This window comes from Chroococcidiopsis sp. (assembly GCF_051657925.1).
Taxonomy (GTDB): Bacteria; Cyanobacteriota; Cyanobacteriia; order Cyanobacteriales; family Chroococcidiopsidaceae; genus Chroococcidiopsis.
In genome coordinates this window covers 21,967-41,828 of record NZ_JBOFLP010000131.1, presented here as the reverse complement: position 1 = coordinate 41,828, position 19,862 = coordinate 21,967, and the positions used below count along the sequence as shown (strand labels likewise).

15 protein-coding genes are annotated in these 19,862 nt (G+C 44.3%); 8 read left to right on the top strand and 7 right to left on the bottom strand.

Annotated features, from left to right (window positions below; genetic code table 11):
- The 7 genes from ACRC32_RS10130 to ACRC32_RS10100 form a co-directional block, all read right to left on the bottom strand.
- Positions 1-735: Hpt domain-containing protein (locus ACRC32_RS10130; protein WP_438553840.1), on the bottom strand; the 735-nt coding region annotated here is incomplete at its 3' end.
- Positions 719-937 carry a hypothetical protein gene (locus tag ACRC32_RS10125; protein ID WP_438553839.1) on the bottom strand — a complete coding sequence of 73 codons (219 nt, stop codon included), beginning with the start codon at positions 935-937 and terminating at the stop codon, positions 719-721. The genes ACRC32_RS10130 and ACRC32_RS10125, both read right to left, overlap by 17 nt.
- Positions 912-4,418, bottom strand: a complete 3,507-nt coding sequence (locus ACRC32_RS10120; RefSeq protein ID WP_438553842.1) for a methyl-accepting chemotaxis protein — start codon at positions 4,416-4,418, stop codon at positions 912-914. The genes ACRC32_RS10125 and ACRC32_RS10120 overlap by 26 nt, the downstream gene beginning before the upstream one ends.
- 190 nt (positions 4,419-4,608) lie before the next feature.
- Positions 4,609-7,923 carry a methyl-accepting chemotaxis protein gene (locus ACRC32_RS10115; RefSeq protein ID WP_438553838.1) on the bottom strand — a complete coding sequence of 1,105 codons (3,315 nt, stop codon included), beginning with the start codon at positions 7,921-7,923 and terminating at the stop codon, positions 4,609-4,611.
- A 92-nt stretch (positions 7,924-8,015) separates the two neighbouring features.
- Complete coding sequence (locus ACRC32_RS10110) at positions 8,016-8,594, bottom strand: chemotaxis protein CheW (protein ID WP_106546566.1); 579 nt, start codon at positions 8,592-8,594, stop codon at positions 8,016-8,018.
- 62 nt (positions 8,595-8,656) lie between these two features.
- Entirely contained in the window at positions 8,657-9,019 is a 363-nt protein-coding gene (locus ACRC32_RS10105) for a response regulator transcription factor (protein ID WP_015152324.1), read from the bottom strand.
- Positions 9,020-9,126: 107 nt separating this feature from the next.
- Complete coding sequence (locus tag ACRC32_RS10100) at positions 9,127-10,302, bottom strand: response regulator (RefSeq protein WP_438553837.1); 1,176 nt, start codon at positions 10,300-10,302, stop codon at positions 9,127-9,129.
- A gap of 903 nt (positions 10,303-11,205) precedes the next feature.
- Here ACRC32_RS10100 and rfbF point away from each other — a divergent pair.
- The 8 genes from rfbF to ACRC32_RS10060 all read left to right on the top strand — a co-directional run bounded on the left by rfbF (position 11,206) and on the right by ACRC32_RS10060 (position 19,819).
- Positions 11,206-11,979, top strand: a complete 774-nt coding sequence (gene rfbF / locus ACRC32_RS10095) for a glucose-1-phosphate cytidylyltransferase (RefSeq protein ID WP_317104782.1) — start codon at positions 11,206-11,208, stop codon at positions 11,977-11,979.
- Positions 11,980-12,090: 111 nt separating this feature from the next.
- Positions 12,091-13,320 carry an L-2-hydroxyglutarate oxidase gene (gene lhgO, locus ACRC32_RS10090; RefSeq protein WP_438553836.1) on the top strand — a complete coding sequence of 410 codons (1,230 nt, stop codon included), beginning with the start codon at positions 12,091-12,093 and terminating at the stop codon, positions 13,318-13,320.
- A 15-nt stretch (positions 13,321-13,335) separates the two neighbouring features.
- Positions 13,336-14,367, top strand: coding sequence for an NAD-dependent epimerase/dehydratase family protein (locus tag ACRC32_RS10085; RefSeq protein WP_438553835.1), 1,032 nt, complete (start codon positions 13,336-13,338; stop codon positions 14,365-14,367).
- A gap of 84 nt (positions 14,368-14,451) precedes the next feature.
- Positions 14,452-15,726 carry a methyltransferase domain-containing protein gene (locus tag ACRC32_RS10080; protein ID WP_438553834.1) on the top strand — a complete coding sequence of 425 codons (1,275 nt, stop codon included), beginning with the start codon at positions 14,452-14,454 and terminating at the stop codon, positions 15,724-15,726.
- Positions 15,727-15,742: 16 nt separating this feature from the next.
- On the top strand, positions 15,743-16,285 hold the full coding sequence (rfbC, locus tag ACRC32_RS10075) for a dTDP-4-dehydrorhamnose 3,5-epimerase (RefSeq protein ID WP_192157918.1): 543 nt from the start codon (positions 15,743-15,745) through the stop codon (positions 16,283-16,285).
- Between the two features lie 112 nt (positions 16,286-16,397).
- Positions 16,398-17,210, top strand: coding sequence for a nucleotidyltransferase family protein (locus ACRC32_RS10070; RefSeq protein WP_438553833.1), 813 nt, complete (start codon positions 16,398-16,400; stop codon positions 17,208-17,210).
- Positions 17,211-17,425: 215 nt separating this feature from the next.
- Positions 17,426-18,784 (top strand): DUF4910 domain-containing protein, encoded by a 1,359-nt coding sequence (locus ACRC32_RS10065; RefSeq protein ID WP_438553832.1) that lies wholly within the window; start codon positions 17,426-17,428, stop codon positions 18,782-18,784.
- A gap of 30 nt (positions 18,785-18,814) precedes the next feature.
- Positions 18,815-19,819 carry an NAD-dependent epimerase/dehydratase family protein gene (locus ACRC32_RS10060; RefSeq protein WP_438553831.1) on the top strand — a complete coding sequence of 335 codons (1,005 nt, stop codon included), beginning with the start codon at positions 18,815-18,817 and terminating at the stop codon, positions 19,817-19,819.
- The last annotated feature ends 43 nt before the right edge of the window (positions 19,820-19,862 follow it).

Genomic DNA, 19,862 nt, shown 5'->3' with positions numbered 1-19,862 from the left:
GCGATCGCCTGCCATTACTGCTTGTCTACCTGCCTCAAAGTCAGCTAGGGCGAGTTGAGCGATCTGTAAAGCTTGCTCTGGATGAGCTTCGATCGCGGCGATTGCGGTAGAGGCGATCGCGCCGAATCCTGGCAGGTTTAACAACTCGGCAATACCTGCAAATACTTCTGCTTGCGCTCGCAATTCGCCCGCAATTTCTTGACCTGTAGGATCGGTGACGATCTCCGAGAGCCGTTCGATTCCCTGAGCAACATCCACCTCAAAAATCGAGAGTGCAATATCTACCCCTAGATCGACAGAGCTAGGTAACTCCGCCGCTCCTTTCAAGAAATTTCCTATACTCGATTCGATCCGAGCAAACACTGGCTCTGCTGTTGCCATTGCCTGCTCGTTGTTGCACTGACCGTTTTCAATCTGCTCGATTAATGGTAGACGCAGACAGTCATAAGCTTCTAGTAACAAGCCTTCTACTTCGGCATTAATATCTAATTCTGGGTTGTGCAGCCCTTTAAAAATATCTTCTAGGCTATGAGCTAAGGTTTTAATCGTGTCTAGACCAACACTCGCCGCCCCTCCCTTAATTGAGTGAGCAGCCCGCATCATGTTATGGACTTTGGCGGTGCTGCGTTCCGTTCTGAGCGTCAGCAATTCCTCTTCAATGAGCTGCAATAGCTCTGGAGCTTCTTGAATGAAGAATTGATAAGCCTGGTCGCGAATATCAGAGTCGATCGCCATACTGAATAGGGAGTAGGGAGTAGGGAGCAGGGAGCAGGAAGCAGGGAGTCGTAAGGGGCGGGTTTAGGGCAAGCTTGACGGATGAGGCAATAAATCTTGGTTCAAAACCCGCCCGTACTCGGGAGTCGGGAGTCGGGGAAGATAAATTGATATCTCTTCTCACGCACCACGCACCACTAACTAACTTTGAACTGACTGACACTAGCTTGCAGTTCTTGTGCTAGTGCTGAGAGTTCTCTAAAGGAGCTGGAAACTACGGTGGCTTCGTTGGAAGTGCGGTCGGCGATCGCCACTACATCTGTCATTGTGGCAGTTACTACTTCAGATGTTTGGGACTGCAACACCGCAGCAGAAGCGATCGCCGCTACGAGTTCGCCGATCTGTTGACTCGCTGTGGCAATTTGGTTCAAGCTTTGACGAGTTTCATCGACTAACTTGGTTCCAGAAACAACTTGTTCTGTGCCAGCTTCCATTGCTGCTACCACTTCGTTTGTCTCTGCCTGAATGTTGGCAATCAAACTTTCAATTTCTGCGGTTGCTTCTGCCGATTGCCGCGCCAAGACGCGCACTTCATCAGCTAGTACGGCAAATCCTCTTCCTTCTTCTCCAGCACGGGCAGCTTCAATTGAAGCTTTTAATGCTAATAAGTTAGTTTGAGCGGCAAATCTACCGATCAAGTTCACGACTTTAGAAATCTTTTGAGAGGATTCACCCAACTGCTTCACTTTTTTCGAGGTTGTCGTCACTGTGTCCCGAATTGCCATCATTCCTTCAACTGTTCGGTTCATCGTCGTACCTCCTGCTGCTACCGTTTCAGTTGCTTGTTGCACGACTGCTTCTGCTTGGGAAGCACTTGCTGCTACAGCACGAATTGAATCGGACATCTGTTGAATTCGCTCTAGTGCCGCAGTAATGACCTCGGTTTGCCGCAGCGCTTCTTGAGACAGTTCGCCCACAGATCGTTCGCTGCTAGTTGTTGTGCTGGCTACTTGTCGAGCGGCAGTTTGTACTTGCGTCACGATTTTTCGCAGGCTGTTAATTGTGGCATTGTAGGAGTCGGCGATCGTGCCGATTTCATCTTCGGTGACGTTAGCGCGTACTGTTAAGTCGCCGCGACTAACTGGATCGACTTGCATCAACAGTTCTAAAGCACGTTGCTGCATGAACTCTCTAGCGTTCTTTTGCTGCTCTAACAGAGATGCACGATCGAGAGCGTAGCCAATTTGTGTTGCTAATTGCCGGAAAAAGTCCATCTCTTGCTGCTGCCAAACACGGGCACCAGAACATTGATGAGCAATTAATAAACCAAATAATCGATCGCCCTGCACAACTGGCGCGACTAAATTTGCTTTGACGCTAAATTGTTCGAGTTGTTTGCGATAACAAGCAGTCACTCTCGGTTCCTTGTATATATCGCTAATGCTCGTGACTTGTCCCTTTTTGTAGCGTTCTACCTGACCTTTTTTCAAGCAGGGATCTTCAATCTCAGCTCCCATTGCTACTGGAAAACCATTAGCCACCGACTCAGCTATAATCGTCCCCTTCCAGTTAGTCGGGTCTAAACCGTAAACCACCACTCGGTCTGTGGCGATCGCTTGCCGGATCTTATCAGTAGCAACATTCAGTACATCTTGTAGGTTGCTGATTTGAGCAATTTTGAGCGTGATATCTTTGAGTAGCTCGCCGCGCTTAGCTTCATCTTGTTGTTCTTGTAATAGATCGATCCGGTGCAAAGATGACCCTAATTGTAATCCTAAGCGCTCTAGAAAATTAATTTCTGCTTGCTCCCAAAGATGAGATTTTGAGCAATATTGAGCAAATACTAAACCAAAAAGCTCGTCGTCTTTAATAATTGGTGCAACTAAATTTGCTTTGATTTTCAATCTTTCAAGTAATTGAATGTGGCAATCAGTAAAGCCTGCTCGATAAATATCGTCGATCGCCCTCACCCGACCTTTCTTGTATTCTTCAGCTTTTTTTGCCTGCATACAAGTATCGGCAATCGTCGTGTTCAGGCAGGACGGTAAGCCAGGTATGGCTGCCTCGGCAACCACTAGTCCACTCCAATCAGAATTGAAACGATAGACTACTACTCGCTCTACCTGTAACATATCGCGGGTAACTTTGACTGTATGAGCTAACACGTCTTCAACTGTTTGAAAATCTCGTGTTGTCGCTGCCAAATCGCCAAAAAATTGAGCGTATTTTGCTTCTTGACGACGAGCTTCCAGATTGGCTTCAATATTGGCTGCCATCTGATTCAATTCTTGAGAGAGAATGCCAATTTCATCGTGGCGATCGCTGACTTCTTCCAGTCTCGTGCCAGTCTCTCCAATCCCAATCTGTTGTGCGAAACTTGCTAAACGTTTGAGCGGTCGAGAAAAAGAGCCTGTTACTGGAATTGCAACTAAACCAATTAACAGCAACATGCCTCCAGACACACCGTAGGCGAAAAGTTGCTGTTCGCGAATGTGAGCTTCTATTTCATCCAAAGGTGTACCGACGAAAGCCATTCCAACAGGCTTAGCTTTGTCTGGATGCAAAATCTTTTCATGGTCGTACAGAGGACTGTATGCTGTAAGATATGTTTGCCCCAAGATATTTGTCTGACCATTAAATTCTTGCCCCCGATCTAGGACTGTCTCTGCAACTTCTCTTGCAGCTCGCGTACCAATTGCTCTAGATTTACCGTCTGTATATGGGACAGTCGTTGTCACCCGCCAATCTTGAGCAAAGATGGTTGATAAGGAAACTTTTTCAAAGTCTTTAAAACTATCCACCTGCCCTGGAGCTTGGTTGATTACAGAACCGACGATGACAGCACCGACAACCTTTTTATTCGCTAAGATTGGCTGCACTACCATCCCTACCAATCCCATTTTCCCCGCATCAACGTTGTAAGTCCCATTGGGAGAGGGTTGTTTGCTTGGTGGTAAACCTGCTGTCGGTTGGGGACGAATACCAATATTCGCTTGCTTATCTTGCCCTAAGCGTTTGAGAACATTACTGTTAATGAGTTCTAGACCGCTTAAAACTTTTCCTGTTTGTAAAGCGTGTTGGACGATCGGTACATCCCCTAAATGGATACCAGTTGGAAGAGAGACTTGGCGGTATGGGGGATTGAGTTCTACTTTATCTACGGCTAAGTTTAAATATTCTTCTGATAAGGTGCGAATACTTTGGGCTACTGTTTTTCCGTCAGCACCTACAATAACGCGGATGTTTTTTTCTACAGAACCACTACCATCTGTAACGCTAAATTTGCCCAGAAAAGTATTGAGAAACTGGCGCTGAGCTGCTACCTGCTGCCGATCGCGTAGGTCAACCTTCATTGCTTGTACGACTTCGGCGATCGTATTCGCTTCTGTAGCTGATTCCGTAACAACCCACGTGGCATAGTTAGATAAGAAACTAGCTTGAGCTTTTTGTAAAAATGTTTGAGCGTTCTGTATTTCTCTTTGTCGTGTCACAGCAGCATTCCTTTGCGTTACCACGACTATAGGCAGTGCCGCACTCAACATTAGCAATAGAGTTAGCTTGGTACGAAAGCTAAAATTATTCCACGGTTGACCGCGACGCTGTTTGCCAACAGCAGATTTATGTGGCGATCGCGGTGGCTGCGAGGATGTTTTGACCTCAGAGTTTGAGACTTGGGGAGTTTGTTTGAGGCGAGAATTTAGCATAGCTGATACATCTTCGAGGGAGTAGGGAGTAGGGAGTAGGGAGTAGGGGAAAGAGAGAGTCGCCCAGCTGTAGGGCGAAGCCCTTCTCGTAGCCCGAAGGGCTTGCCGAAGGCTAGAATGGGGGCGCAAGGTTGCTGAGGGAGCAATTCCAGCCACCAGCCACCAGCCACCAGCCACTCACCACTCACCACTAACTAACTTTGAACTGACTGGCGCTAGTTTGTAGTTCTTGCGCCAGCGTTGAGAGTTCCTTAAATGCCGCAGATACTACAGTTGCTTCGTTGGAAGTGCGGTCGGCGATCGCGGCTACATCTGTCATTGTTGCCGTCACGACTTGCGATGTCTGAGATTGCAACGCCGCAGCAGAAGCGATCGCCGCCACGAGTTCGCTGATCTGTTGGCTCACTTCTGTAATTTTGAGCAGATTTTGCCGCGTTTCATGCACGAGTACAGTACCCGTCACCACCTGCTCCGTACCAGCTTCCATTGCTGCTACAACTTCGTTTGTCTCTGTCTGAATATCTTTCACCAAGCTTTCAATTTCTGCCGTTGCTTCTGCCGATTGCCGTGCTAAGGTTCGTACTTCGTCAGCTACCACTGCAAATCCTCGTCCTTGCTCTCCCGCGTGAGCCGCCTCAATGGAAGCGTTAAGTGCTAGTAGATTAGTTTGATCGGCAAATGTACCGATCAGGTTCACAACTTTCGAGATCTTTTGAGACGATTCACCCAATCGCTTCACTTTTTTCGAGGTTTCTGCCACCGTTTGTCGAATTGCCATCATCCCGTCCACAGTCCGGTTCATGGCTGTATCGCCTTCTGCTACTGTTTGAGTTGCTTGCTGCACTGCTGCTTCCGCTTGGGAGGCACTATTGGCTACAGCAAGAATTGAATCTGACATTTGCTGAATCCGCTCCAAAGCCGCAGTCACTGCTTCAGTTTGCCGTAGTGCTTCTTGAGATAGTTCGCCGACAGATCGTTCGTTACTCGTCGTTGTATGAGCTACTTGTTTGGCAGTAGTTTGTACCTGGGTTACGATTTTCCGCAAGCTGTTAATTGTCGCGTTGTAGGAGTCGGCGATCGTCCCGATTTCGTCTTCGGTGACATTGGCGCGTATCGTCAGGTCGCCTCGGCTGACTGGATCGACTTCCATCAGCAATTCTAAAGCGCGGCGCTGTAAGAATTCTCTGGCATTCTTTTGCTGTTCCAACAAAGAGGCGCGATCGAGTGCGAGTCCTACTTGAGTAGCGACCTGGGAGAACATGGCAATTTCTTCTTGCTGCCATTTGCGGGGAGCATCGCACTGGTGAGCGATCAATAGACCCAAAAGTTCGCCACTACGAATCACGGGAGCAACTAAGTTTGCTTTGACTGCAAACTGTTGTAACTGAGCAATATGACAATCAGTTAATCCCGCATCATATATATTTTCTGTTGCTTGCACTCGCCCTTGACGATAGCGTTCTACATAACCTTTGGCAAAACAGGGATCGTCAATATCTGCTCCTAAAGCCTTGGGGAAACCCTCACCAACAGATTCGACAATTACTCTGCCTTTCCACTGCTCGTTGAAACTATAAATGATGACGCGATCGCTATTGAGTGCTTGGCGCAGTTCTTGCACCGCAGTTTCCATAATTTCCTGCACGCCAAGTCCTTGAGTTAGCTTAATGGTGATATCTTTCACCATTGACGCTCGCTCTACCGCAGCTTGTTTTTGTTCTAGGAATGACAAGCGATTTAAAATAACACCTAGCTGAGATGCTAGTTGTTTGAGGAAGTTAATTTCTTCTTGCTGCCAAGTGTGGGTTTGTTCGCAGTGATGGGCAATTAATAAGCCAAATAACTGGTCGTTTTTCAAGATTGGTGTAACTAAATTGGCTTTAATTTGCAATCGTTCCATTAAACGCAGGTGTTCTGGATGGAAACCCGCCGCCATGACGTTACTAGTAGGAACGACGCGACCGCGCCTATATTCTTCCAGCAGTTGTTCGCCAATACAAGCATCGTCAACATTGTTATCGAGGGCGCGCGGCAAACCAGGTAAGACTGATTCCGCTGCAATATAGCCACTCCAGGTGGGATGAAAGCGATAAACGACAACTCGATCTGCTTGTAAAAGTTCTCTGGCTCCTTGCACTGCTTGGCTGAAGACAGTTTCTAAATCTTCCGAACCACCATCGCGGGCAGAGGCAATTTCTGAGAGGAAATTAGCTTGTTGAGTTTGGGTAGCTTGGCTGTGTAAGAGATCTTGTAACTGGTTTGCCATCTGGTTGATGTTAGTTCCCAGTACCGCTAGTTCGTCTTCTCCCTCTACAGCAACGCGGGTGTCCAACTCTCCCTGACCCAATTTTTCTACTGCATCTGCTGCTTCTAAAATGGGACGAGTGGCGCGGTTAACTAAGTAAGCAGCGATCGCGCTGACTAAAAATGCCGCGATCGCCGTACCAACACCGAAGTTTAATAACAGTCCTTGTTGGGCAACAAATGCTGTAGCTGAATCTCTTGCAATTGCAGTACTCCAACCTAAATCTGGTATCCCCTCTACTTTTGGAAAAGGAGCGTACGTCAAGATGTGTTCTTCTTTATGAGTTGTATGAATATCAGTGGTTGCTCCACTCGCGAGCGTTGCTTGCATTTGCTGCAATTTAGGAAAGATCGATTTAGCCTCTTTTCCTAAATTGGTGGCATCTTGAGAACCCAAAACTTTTCCGTTAGCATCAATCACTAGAAAGTCTTGTTCGCTCGCACCATATTTTTCTAGCAACTGGCTCACTGCTTCGGCTGGAATTTGAGCGCGAACGACACCAATGATTTGGTTAGTCAGAGAATCTCTGACTGGTGCGGCGATCCGAAGACTTAATTTTCCTGTTGATTTAGTGACTGCTGGTTGACTAATGAAAGGGCGACCAGTTTTCAGCGCTTGCTGAAAATATTCGGCATCCTTGTGATTGGCAATTGGTTTCCCTTTAGATTGCACGACGGTATCGCCGTTGAGATCGAACATAGCAATGCTGCTATATACCCCATAGGCATTGATATATCGATCTAGTAAGCTCTGCTTTTCCTGCGGCGTTGTCACTGCTACTACTTTAGGATTTGCTAGGATCGGTAAATTTGCTAGCACTTGAATATCGCCATACCGCTCAACCATGAAATTTGATAGCTCTTTACTCAGAGCTTCATTTCGCAAGAGTTGACTTTCCGTAACATCTTTATGTAACTGTTGATTGGTCAAAAAATAATCAGTTGCCCCAATTACCACTACAGGAATCGTACTCAGGGCAACTGCTATAGCTGTGGCTTTGAACCTCAAACTGCGTCCTTTTTTGCCAGATTGACTTGGTTGTTGGTTCGGCTCTAGTTCGCTACGATCTTGATTAAAGTTTTGCCGACCTTCAATTTCAGATATTGGCTGCTCGTTGAATGTCGTATCGTCATGAAAAGGCTCGTTGTAGTTACCCTTATGAGTATTTTTAGCTGAGTTTGGTTGGGAAGAAGAATTCATAGTTTAAGTCGTTAACTTAGAAATCAGGGGTGAGATGGAAACTTTCATCTGCAAGTTTAGTAATGGACCAAAATGAAATTAGCTCAAGCATTTCAACTAGTCTCTGTTTTTGGTTGAGGCATTCCAGCGATGATGGAGTCGCCATCTAACACCACCAAGATTTCGCCATTCGGTTTGGGAAAATAACCACGCAAATACGGCACTAACTCAGGGGTGACAGCAGACGCGGGAGGGGATTGAATGTTATCGGGGTTGCACCATTCCATGTCTTCCACCTGATTGACCAATAGTCCCAGCACTTTTTTACCTGTTTTGCGATCGCTTTGTCTTTCAGCAACCTGCTGAGTGCTGTGAATCACCACTGCTGTGTAACTAGAGCGACTAGTTCCTTGTTGGTATAGGGGAGCCTGTCCGATCTTGTGACCGAGATCGACAATCCACAGAATCTCGCCTCGCCAGTTATAAACACCCATGACCCAAGCGGGTAAATGGGGAATAGGTACGATCTGAGCAGTGGGTACGGTCAGTACTTCTGCGATTTGGGCTAGTGGCAATATGGCAGTCGTATCTGGTGGCAAATGCAATCGCAAAAACTGCTGTTTTGAGCCAGCAGCTTCTTCTGCATTTGGATTTCCTGCTACTACACCCCTGGTTGTAAATTCCGATATCATGACCGCTCTCCTAGCAGTTCTTGGCTAGCAAATTTGCCAAGTAATCGTTACATTAATTCCAATCATTTCAATAGTTGCTTGACAGTTTGTAGTAGTTTTTCTTGATCGATAGGTTTGGTAATATAAGCATCTGCTCCTTGTTTCATGCCCCAGAATTTGTCCATTTCGCTACCTTTTGTGGAACACATGACAACAGGAATCATGCTCGTTCCTGCTTCTGATTTGAGATCGCGACAAAGTTCAAAACCGCTCCGACCTGGTAGCACGACATCCAAAATAATTACGTCTGGTTTTTGACTGCTAATTTTAACTAAAGCTTCTTCTCCGCTAGTTGCTGTTTGAACGCTTAAACCACCGCGTTGTAAGCAACTAGTGATGACTTGCATTTCTGTCATTGAATCATCGACGACTAAAACTGTACTCATGGCTTCAACCTCTAGAACAAATGAAAATAAACTAGTATTTAGATCGATTACAAGCGATCGGATTTAAGGCAGTGCAAACGAGAACAGCTACATCATAATGAGTCATTTTAAAGATCTTCTACCAAAGAATTACTGTTAAGATGTTTAGACGTTACCGACAAAACTGTTTCTGCATCTACTGGCTTACTCAGAAAATCTGAAGCCCCGACAATTTTGGCACGAACTCGATCGATAATGCCATCATTACCAGTGAGGATAATAATGGGAGTGATACGGAAAGCAGAAACTTTACGTAACTGGCTGCAAATTTCATATCCATTGGTATTTGGCATGACTAAATCTAAAAAAATTAAGTCTGGTTTGCGGCTCAACAAACCAGCGATCGCGCGGAGAGAATCTTGAACGGCAAAAAATCTGTAGCCGTTTGCGGTCAAAATTTGTTCCATGCTTTGACAGACTAACGGGCTATCGTCTATGCAAGCAATGAGCGGTCCTTTGCCAGAAGGTGTGGATGGCGGTGTGGCTGGCGCTGCTGGAGCGACTGGCGGTGCTAAATCTGGAATATCAATCAGTTCGACTAAACCTGCTTGAATGTAAGGTAGCAAAGAACAAACGACATCCTTAGCATCCCGATTCATGACTACTGATAGATCTCGCAATGTCCGCTGTCCGTCTAGCAGTTTAGTTAGATTTTGATAAACAGCAGGCGAGACTTGTTCCTGAAGCTGTTCTGGTTGGTTAATAACTGCGGCTTTATTTGGCGAGAGATCGGCAACTTTTGCTTTTTGCCAGAGCTGCCAAACTTGTTGTACTTCTGATAATAATTGCCCTGGATCGAGTAGTGCTAATTGTGGTAATGCAATGTTATCTGTCTTGCTCTGATATGTTACGTGCATGGCTTGAGTGATATCAAACATGACTTCAGAGACAATCGCCGCGATCGTTTTTCCTGCTTGCTCTCTGGTAATTTGCTGTTTCTCTATCCCTGCATTGAGCAAGTGGCATTCCCAGCAATTATCTGAGCTATTTGAAGCGTTAGAGAGAACGGCAGATAGTTTTAACTGTTGAATATCAACTTGCGGACAATGCAATTTTAAAGCTCTATACCAACGTCTAACGGTATGATTTCCCCCAGAAGCACATAAAATTCTACCCAGAAATAAATAAACAATCCACTCTTGTTCTACAGGGCTTTTCAGTAATAATTGCCCGCTGAACCTCTCTTGTTTTAAAGTATTAAGATGACTGATAAAATCATGACTTGCTATCGGTTCCGTCATCATAAGATAATTTATTTACTTACAAAAAGTTGGGCGTTCATTGACAATCTCAAAATATAGATAGAAAATAGTAGCTCTTTCAAAATATAGTTATAATGTGAAATAGATTTTAGGTTTTTAGAGAAAACTATATAAATGAGTTAACTCGATAATGACTTCAACATTCTGTTTAGCTCAAATCTTCAAGAAAAAAAGAAATACAAGCGATAATAAAGCTAATTAAACTCCTGTCATAATGTAGCCTCGATCATGACATTAGCTCAAAGTAGCAAGTAACCGTATGAATACTGAATTTATCGAGCCAAAATAGCATCACGTACGTGTTCTCAATGGCTTTTTAGCTGCATAAAAGGAATTTATCTACTAAATAGAAGCTCGCATAGAAGCTCACAAAGAGAAGTTTTTGTAGTTAGCTTATCAAGCTCGTACTAGTCTCAGTTAAAGTTGCAAGTTGGCGATCGCGTCTCAAACCGCCGCTCAAACATGAAGGAGCAGCAACAGAGTTGCGCTTGAACAACTATTCAGGTAGGGTGTGAGTAGAGCTATGAAGAGAGCGACCTTGTGGTGGCGATCGCATGACAGCAGAAGCTTGAGAAACAGCATGAGTGAGGGTTCGACGCTATTTAGCCGCGCACGGAAGTCTGGAGTGTCAAATTAAACATTTCCAATCGTGCTATTTACAAGGTCAGAAAGTTTACAAACTTAGCTTTGGTTCGACAAGTTCTTTACTAAGTTTTTATATACCATAAAGTATATTTACTGTGTCTTTACACTATATAAGCAATCTGCATACTACTATTGTTACGCAGATGGTTAATTTATACTTGTTTATAAAATTAGCAAAACAGTGACAAAGCAATCGATTGGAAAGACAAGAGGAAACCTGCAAAGTTTTGAGGTGCTTGCATGAAAGCAGTCATACTGGCTGGAGGGCTTGGGACTCGTCTGAGTGAGGAAACCACCGTCAAACCAAAGCCGATGGTGGAGATTGGTGGCAGACCGATCTTGTGGCACATTATGAAAATTTACTCTGCCTCTGGTATTAATGATTTTATTATCTGTTGCGGTTACAAAGGATACTTAATTAAGGAGTACTTTGCTAACTATTTTTTGCATATGTCAGACGTAACGTTTGACATGCGTTTCAATCAAATGAACGTTCACTGCGGTTATGCCGAGCCTTGGCGAGTCACTCTAGTAGATACGGGTGATAAAACCATGACTGGTGGAAGACTCAAGCGCGTTAGAGAACATATTGGTAATGAAACTTTCTGCTTCACCTACGGCGACGGCGTGAGTAGCGTAAATATCAAAGAGATAGTCAAATTTCACAAAGAGCAAAATACTTTAGCAACTCTAACCGCCAGCCAACCGCCGGGACGCTTTGGTGCAATTCATCTGGAAGGAGATCAGACCAAGATTACTAGCTTTCGAGAAAAACCAGATGGCGATGGAGCATGGGTCAACAGTGGTTTCTTTGTTCTAGAACCAGAAACGATTGACTTGATTGAAGATGATAATACAGTTTGGGAACAAGAACCATTACAAAAATTGGCACAGATGGATGAGCTATCAGCCTACAAGCACCCTGGTTTTTGGCAACCGATGGATACGCTGCGAGACAAACACCTGCTCGAAGAACTTTGGAATAGTGGCAACGCTCCTTGGAAGGTATGGTAGATAAGTCAAAAGTTAAGTAGGGGCGGGTTGATGTCTCAACTCTTAGGTGAACGATTGACCGTCGAGGATTAAACTCGCCTTTACAAGTGTAATATTAGTCACTTCAATCGCATGAATAATAATCTCACGTATGATTTCGCGATCGTTGGTGGTGGGATAGTAGGGTTGGCTACAGCCATGACGCTAGGCGATTGCTATCCCGATGCCAAGATTCTGGTCTTAGAAAAAGAGAACGATTGGGCATCTCATCAAACTGGGAATAACAGCGGCGTTATTCACTCGGGCATTTACTACAAGCCAGGTAGCTTCAAAGCTAGATTTTGTCGAGAAGGCAGTCGCTCGATGGTAGAGTTCTGTCAGCAGCACGATCTTCCTCATGAAGTTTGCGGCAAAGTCATTATTGCCACGACTACCGCGCAACTGCCATTACTAGATAATCTTTATGAAAGAGGTATAGCTAATGGCTTGGGCGTGAGAAAGTTGAGTGCGGCAGAAGTTGCGGAATACGAACCGCATGTCAGATGTTTGGCAGGAATCCACGTCCCTACAACCGGAATCGTTGACTACAAAAAGGTTGCGCAGAAGTATGTCGAAATAATTCAAGCTCAGGGTGGAGAATTAAAGCTCGGTACTAAGGTAGAACGAATCCGACATACGAGCAACAGGACACTACTAGACACTAACTCTGGTAGCTTTGAGACAAAGTTTACGATCAATTGTGCTGGACTGCAAAGCGATCGCATAGCTAAAAAGAGCGGAGCCGATCCCCAAGCCAAAATCGTACCTTTTCGTGGCGAGTACTACGAACTCGTACCAGAAAAACGCTACTTAGTCAAAGGCTTGATCTACCCCGTACCCAATCCTGCTTTCCCCTTCTTGGGCGTACATTTTACCCGCATGATTGATGGCAGCGTTCACGCTGGACCTAATGCAGTCTTGAGTTTCAAGCGTGAAGGCTATCACAAAACAGATTTTGACTTCAAGGATTTGGCAGAAGTGCTAACCTATCCAGCTTTTTGGAAATTAGCTGCCAAACACGCCGATGAAGGAATTAAAGAAATCGTTCGTTCTTGGAGTAAAGCTGCCTTTGTCAGGAGTTTACAACAATTGATTCCAGAGGTACGAGAACAAGATGTCGTGCCAACTCACGCGGGAGTAAGAGCGCAAGCGCTCAAAGCCGATGGTAGTTTGGTAGATGACTTTTTACTCGTGCCAGGAAAAAATGCCATGCACGTTTGTAATGCTCCTTCCCCAGCTGCTACCTCTTCGCTAGAGATTGGTAAGGCAATTGTTGCCGCAATTTCCCAATCCCCTTCCCAGGCAAACACAGTCAAAGTATAGGAAGAATAATTATAAATGAAAGTATTAGTTACAGGTACAGAAGGATATTTAGGCTGTTTACTACCACCACTATTAATCAAACGGGGACATGAAGTTCTAGGAGTAGACACCGGATTCTACAAAGTTGGCTGGTTGTATAACGGGACTGAGACGACGGCTCAAACCTTAAATAAAGATATTCGCCACATCACTACAGAAGATTTGCAGGGTGTAGAGGCGATCGTTCATATGGCAGAATTGTCTAACGATCCTACCGGACAGCTCGCACCCAATATTACTTATGACATTAACCACAAAGGTTCAGTACGGTTAGCGAACTTAGCTAAAGCTGCTGGTATTCGTCGTTTCGTGTACATGTCCTCTTGCAGCGTCTACGGTGTTGCAACCGAGGGAGATGTGACAGAGGCTTCTCCTGTGAATCCGCAAACTGCCTATGCCGAGTGTAAGGCTTTAGTAGAGCGGGATTTAACGGCAATGGCAGATGACAGCTTCTCGCCTACATTCATGAGAAATGCTACAGCATTTGGTGCTTCGCCACGGATGCGCTTTGATATCGTCCTGAACAACTTATCTGGATTGGCATGGACGACCAAGGAAATCAAAATGACGAGTGACGGTACGCCTTGGCGACCTTTAGTACACGCGCTAGATATATGTAAAGCGATTATTTGTGCCCTAGAAGCGCCGCGGGACATCGTTCACAATCAAATCTTCAACGTCGGGGATACGGCGCACAATTACCAGGTAAGAGAAATCGCCGAAATTGTGGCAGAAGCTTTTCCGGGCTGTCAGGTTAGTTTCGGGGACAGTGGATCGGATAATCGCAGCTACCGAGTCAGTTTTGAGAAGATTAACTCTACCCTACCAGGGTTTAAGTGTGAGTGGGATGCACGGCGGGGAGCAAAACAGTTATTTGAGTTGTTTAGTGGAATTCAAATGACTGCTGATGTATTTACTTCCAGAGGGTTTACTCGCTTGAAGCAATTGGAGTATCTATTGCAAACAGGACAGTTAGATAAAGATTTCTTTTGGAATCAACCAAAATAATCCTGTTTGCTCAAACTTCAGTTTCCACTCTTTGAGTGGAATTTATTTTGTAATTTAGCTTTAAATCGTAGGAGAAATCGGATAGTGAGTAAAAAGTGTCGTTTTTGTGGCAACGAACTGCGATATACCTTTGCAAATTTAGGTATGTCACCTATAGCAAATGATAATTTAACTTCAGAACACTTGAATCGCGCCGAGAAGTTTTATCCACTCCATACATACGTCTGCGATCGCTGTCTTCTGGTACAGTTAGAGGAATTTGAATCTCCCGAACACATTTTTGGTGACGGTGACTATGCTTATTTTTCTTCCTATTCGGATAGCTGGCTCAGACATGCCAAAGCTTATACCGAGTTGATGGTAGAAAGATTCAAATTCAATGCAGCTAGTCAAGTTGTTGAAATCGCTAGTAACGATGGTTACTTACTGCAATATTTTCATCAAAAAGGTATTCCAGTATTAGGAGTAGAACCAGCTGCAAACACTGCTAAAGCAGCATCTGAAAAAGGAATTCCAACTTGGGTAAAATTCTTTGGCGTAAATACGGCTAAAGAAATGGTAGCAGAAGGAAAATCGGCAGATCTATTGTTGGGAAATAACGTTCTGGCTCACGTTCCCGATGTGAATGACTTTATCGGTGGCATGAAAATTGTCTTGAAGCCAAATGGCATCTTGACAATGGAATTTCCTCACTTACTGCAACTAATGCAGCAAAATCAGTTTGACACGATTTATCACGAACATTTTTCTTACTACTCCTTCATTACTGTAGAAAAAATGTTTGCCGCGCACGGTTTAACGTTGTTTGATGTCGAAGAACTCTCGACGCATGGCGGTTCTTTACGAATTTACGGCAAGCATAGCAATGCAGTAGAGCCAAGAGTTAGCAACCGCGTTAAGCAACTGAAGACAAAAGAAGCGGCTGCTGGGTTGGAAGATATTGAAACTTACTTGACATTTGGCGAACAAGTTAAGGCAACCAAGCGCAAGCTACTGAAATTTTTGATCGAAGCTAAATCTCAAGGAAAGACAATCGCTGCCTACGGTGCGCCAGCTAAAGGCAATACCCTACTGAATTACTGCGGTGTGGGCAAAGACTTCATCGACTATACCGTAGATCGCAGTCCTTACAAACAAGGTTTATTCCTACCTGGAACTCACATTCCAATTCTGCACCCAGATAAAATCCGCGAAACACAGCCCGATTACGTGTTGATTTTACCCTGGAATTTGAAAGAAGAGATTATGACACAAATGGCATATATTGCTGAATGGGGTGGACAGTTCGTCGTGCCGATTCCAGAAGTACGAGTTTATCCGGCAATTCAGCAACAGGTTTTGTCTACTATAGCTAGCTAATGCCACTATCAAGCCTATGCTTTTTACTGAAACGGCGCTCCAAGGAGCGTACATCATTGACATAGAGCCAAAAGAGGATAGTCGGGGTTTTTTTGCGCGGACTTTTTGCGATCGCGAATTTGCTGCGCTTGGCTTAGAAATTACTAACGTCCAGTGCAGCATTGCCTTCAATCATAAAAAAGGTACGTTGCGAGGAATGCATTACCAAGCAGCTCCAGCAACAGAGGCAAAGTTAGTTCGCTGCACTCAAGGAGCAATCTACGATTGTATTGTCGATTTGCGTCCCGATTCTCCCACATACTTATCTCACATCTGTGTGGAGTTGACTGCCGATAATCATAGGGCGCTATACATTCCAGAAATGTTCGCACACGGCTATCAAACTCTTGACGATAATACAGAGATAGCGTATCAGATGAATAAGTCTTATACGCCTGGATACGAGCGGGGGCTGCGCTACAACGATCCGATTTTGGATATTCAGTGGCAGCTACCAGTCAGCGAAATTTCTCGCAAAGATCTGGAATGGGATCTACTAGAAACGGTTTTAATTAAATAGTCATCCTGTTGGAAGTGAGTCGTGAGTAGTGGGTACTGGCAATTGGCAATTGGTAGTTGGTAGTTGGTTAAGAGGCAAGGGGACGCTAATAACTGACAACTGATAACTGTAAATGGCAACTTATAACTACAATCCACAGCAGGAAGTCATCGGACTGTTACCAGCAGGGGGACAAGCAACCCGCATTTCTCCCTTGCCTTGTAGCAAGGAATTGTATCCGATTGGCTTTCGCTCTCAAGCAGATGGTAGCCTGCGTCCCAAAGTTGTATCTCATTACTTACTGGAAAAGATGCAAACGGCAGGGATTCGGAAGGCGTTCTTTCTCCTACGCCCTGGAAAATGGGATATTCCTGCCTATTTTGGCGATGGCGACATCGTAGGTTTGGATTTAGGCTATCTGGTAGTAGGTTTACCCTTTGGCGTGCCCTATACCCTCGATCGCGCGTATCCTTTTGTTCAAGATGCAGCGATCGCGATCGGGTTTCCCGATATTCTCTTTCAACCAAATGATACCTACAAGCGTTTGCTGACAAGGCTTTATGCTGGCAATGCAGATGTAGCAATCAACTTGCTACCGCTTGAGCATTCGCACAAAGGTGGTATGGTTGACTTCGACGCGCGAGGACGGGTAAGGCAAATTATTGAAAAACCCGCCCAAAGTGAATTGCAATACAGCTGGTGTGCTGCCGTCTGGAAACCAAGTTTTACAGAGTTTCTCCATCAGTTTGTTGCTAAGTTAGAAATAGAGCGACACAATAATTCTTCTCCACCCCGCGAAGTTCCGATTGGAGATGTTTTTCAAGCAGCAATTGATGCTGGTTTGCAAGTAGAAGCAGAAATCTGCGATCGCCAACCATACTTAGATATCGGTACTCCAGCAGATTTACAGCGAGCCATACGCTACTTAACATCTGAGAAAATATAGCGTTTGAAATTGATGAAAAGCTCCTCACGTATTATTCGTTCAATTTGACGCTCAGATGTCATATAAATATCTTAAGTCTCTAAAATAGATCGAATCATCCAATTTCGATGAATTTTCTACTTTTGGTCGAAAATAGTTTTGATTTACAGAACCTGTTAAAATAATTTTGAATACATATATAAAATTAGTAACGAACTTGTTGTAGGAGTAAAATTATGATTCAAGTTAGTCCGAGTATTCATAACCTATCTTATTTAAGGAAATCTCTCACCTCAAACGATATAGGACGACAAATTTATCAAATGATATCTCGATTATATCCAATTTGTCGTAGTATTACAGGCAATGGAGTCCGAGAAACCCTAAAAATTATTCAAGAACACATTCCTTTAGAAATAGCAGAAATTTCTACAGGTACGGAGGTTTTTGACTGGACGATACCAAAAGAATGGAATATTAAAGATGCTTATATCAAAAATTCAAGAGGTGAGAAGATCGTAGATTTTCAGAAATGCAATTTGCACGTCGTGAACTATAGCGTTCCCGTACATAAAACTGTCAGTTTATCTGAATTAAAAGCACATTTACATACGCTTCCAGAATATCCCGATCGCATTCCATATCGAACTTCATACTATAAAGAAACTTGGGGTTTTTGCTTAAGTCACACACAATTTTTATCTCTAGAAGAGGAAGAATACGAAATTTGTATTGATTCGAGTTTAGAACCTGGATATTTGACCTATGGCGAATATTATTTACCAGGCGAAACGCGAGAAGAAATTTTAATTTCCTGCCATACCTGCCATCCATCTTTATGTAACGATAATCTTTCCGGTATATCGTTAGCTACATTGTTAGCCAAACACCTTAGTCAAATTCAACAACGAAGATACTCTTATAGATTTTTGTTTATTCCAGGTACGATTGGTTCCGTGACCTGGCTAGCTTTAAACGAGCAAAATGTCAATAAAATTGCTCACGGCTTAGTTGTTACTGGCGTAGGTGACGCAGGAAAATATACTTATAAAAGAAGTCGCCGGGGTGACACGCAGATAGATCGAGCTGCAATCCATGTCATGCAACACTCTGGCTCGGAATATCAAGTTATTGACTTTTTTCCCTACGGCTATGACGAACGGCAATATTGTTCTCCCGGGTTTAATTTGGCTGTAGGTTGTTTCATGCGATCCTCCCACGGTCAGTATTCTGAATATCATACTTCCGCAGATAATTTGAGCTTCGTGCAACCCGAGTATCTAGGTGACTCGTTCGCCAAATTCTTGTCAATTTTGCACGTATTAGAAAATAATCGCACTTACTTAAATCAAAATCCTAAATGCGAACCACGCCTGGGTAAAAGAGGACTGTACAGAGCTGTAGGCGGTCATGCAGAAGAACAAGTGAATGAGCTAGCTTTGTTATGGGTTCTCAACTTATCTGATGGCGAATACAGTTTATTAGACATAGCCGAGCGATCGCAACTCAGTTTTGATGTCATCAAGCAAGCAGCAGACGCTTTAGCGGGCTGCGATCTGTTGAAAGCTAAGCCAGAACCAGCTATGAAAGCATAAAGAATTTTCGTAAAATACATCTATATATAGATGAGTCAATCTGACTGCGATCTAGACTATGACAAAGAAGATGAATCTATTGCCCAAATAGTTGAAGTTAAGATGAGTGATGCGCTGGCGGAATTATCGGGAAAGAGAGTTTTGGTCACAGGTGCGAGTGGATTTTTGGGTTCTCATTTGTGCGATCGCCTATGTCAAAATGGTGCGGAAGTTCATGCTATTTCTCGCACAGAACGCACGACAGATCGTGAATTACTGCATTGGTGGCAAGGCAATGTGGAAGATTTAGAAGTCGTGCAAAACCTATTTCAGACAATTCAGCCCCAGATAGTCTTTCATTTATCTGGGCTGATTACTGGTGTTGCTGGTTTAGAGTTGGTGTTGCCCACATTTCACAGCTTAGTAGTGAGTACTGTCAATATCTTGACAGTTGCGACTCAAATGCAGTGCGATCGCATAGTCACGATCGGCTCGTTAGAGGAACCAGAACCAAAACAGGGTGAAATTGCGCCAATTTCACCCTATTCTGCTGCTAAGTGGGCTAGTGTTGCTTACAGCAGGATGTTTCACCATCTCTACCAAACACCTGTAGTTCTCGTGCGCCCGTTTATGACCTACGGACCCAGACAACCCATCCATAAAATTATTCCTTCCGTTACCCTATCTCTACTCCAAGGCGAAGCTCCCAAACTAGCCAGTGGTACGCGAGAAGTTGACTGGATCTACGTTGATGATGCGATCGACGGTATGCTAGCGGCAGCAAGAGTAGCTGGAGTTGAAGGATATACCTTCGATCTGGGTTCGGGCAACTTAGTTTCTATTCGTTCGCTCGTAGAACAACTAACGCAAATAATTAACCCACAAATAGAACCTTTGTTTGGTGCTTTACCCGACCGACCAGTAGAAAAAGTGCGAGTAGCAAACATAACCTTGACTTTAGATAAATTAGGTTGGCAGCCGAAAATTTCTCTAGAAACAGGCTTAGTTTATACAGTTGATTGGTTTCGTCAGCAGTCAAAAGCCGAGCGCGCTTAAAGCGCTCGTAGTTTTATGCTTTTGGACTAAATTGTCCAATGAA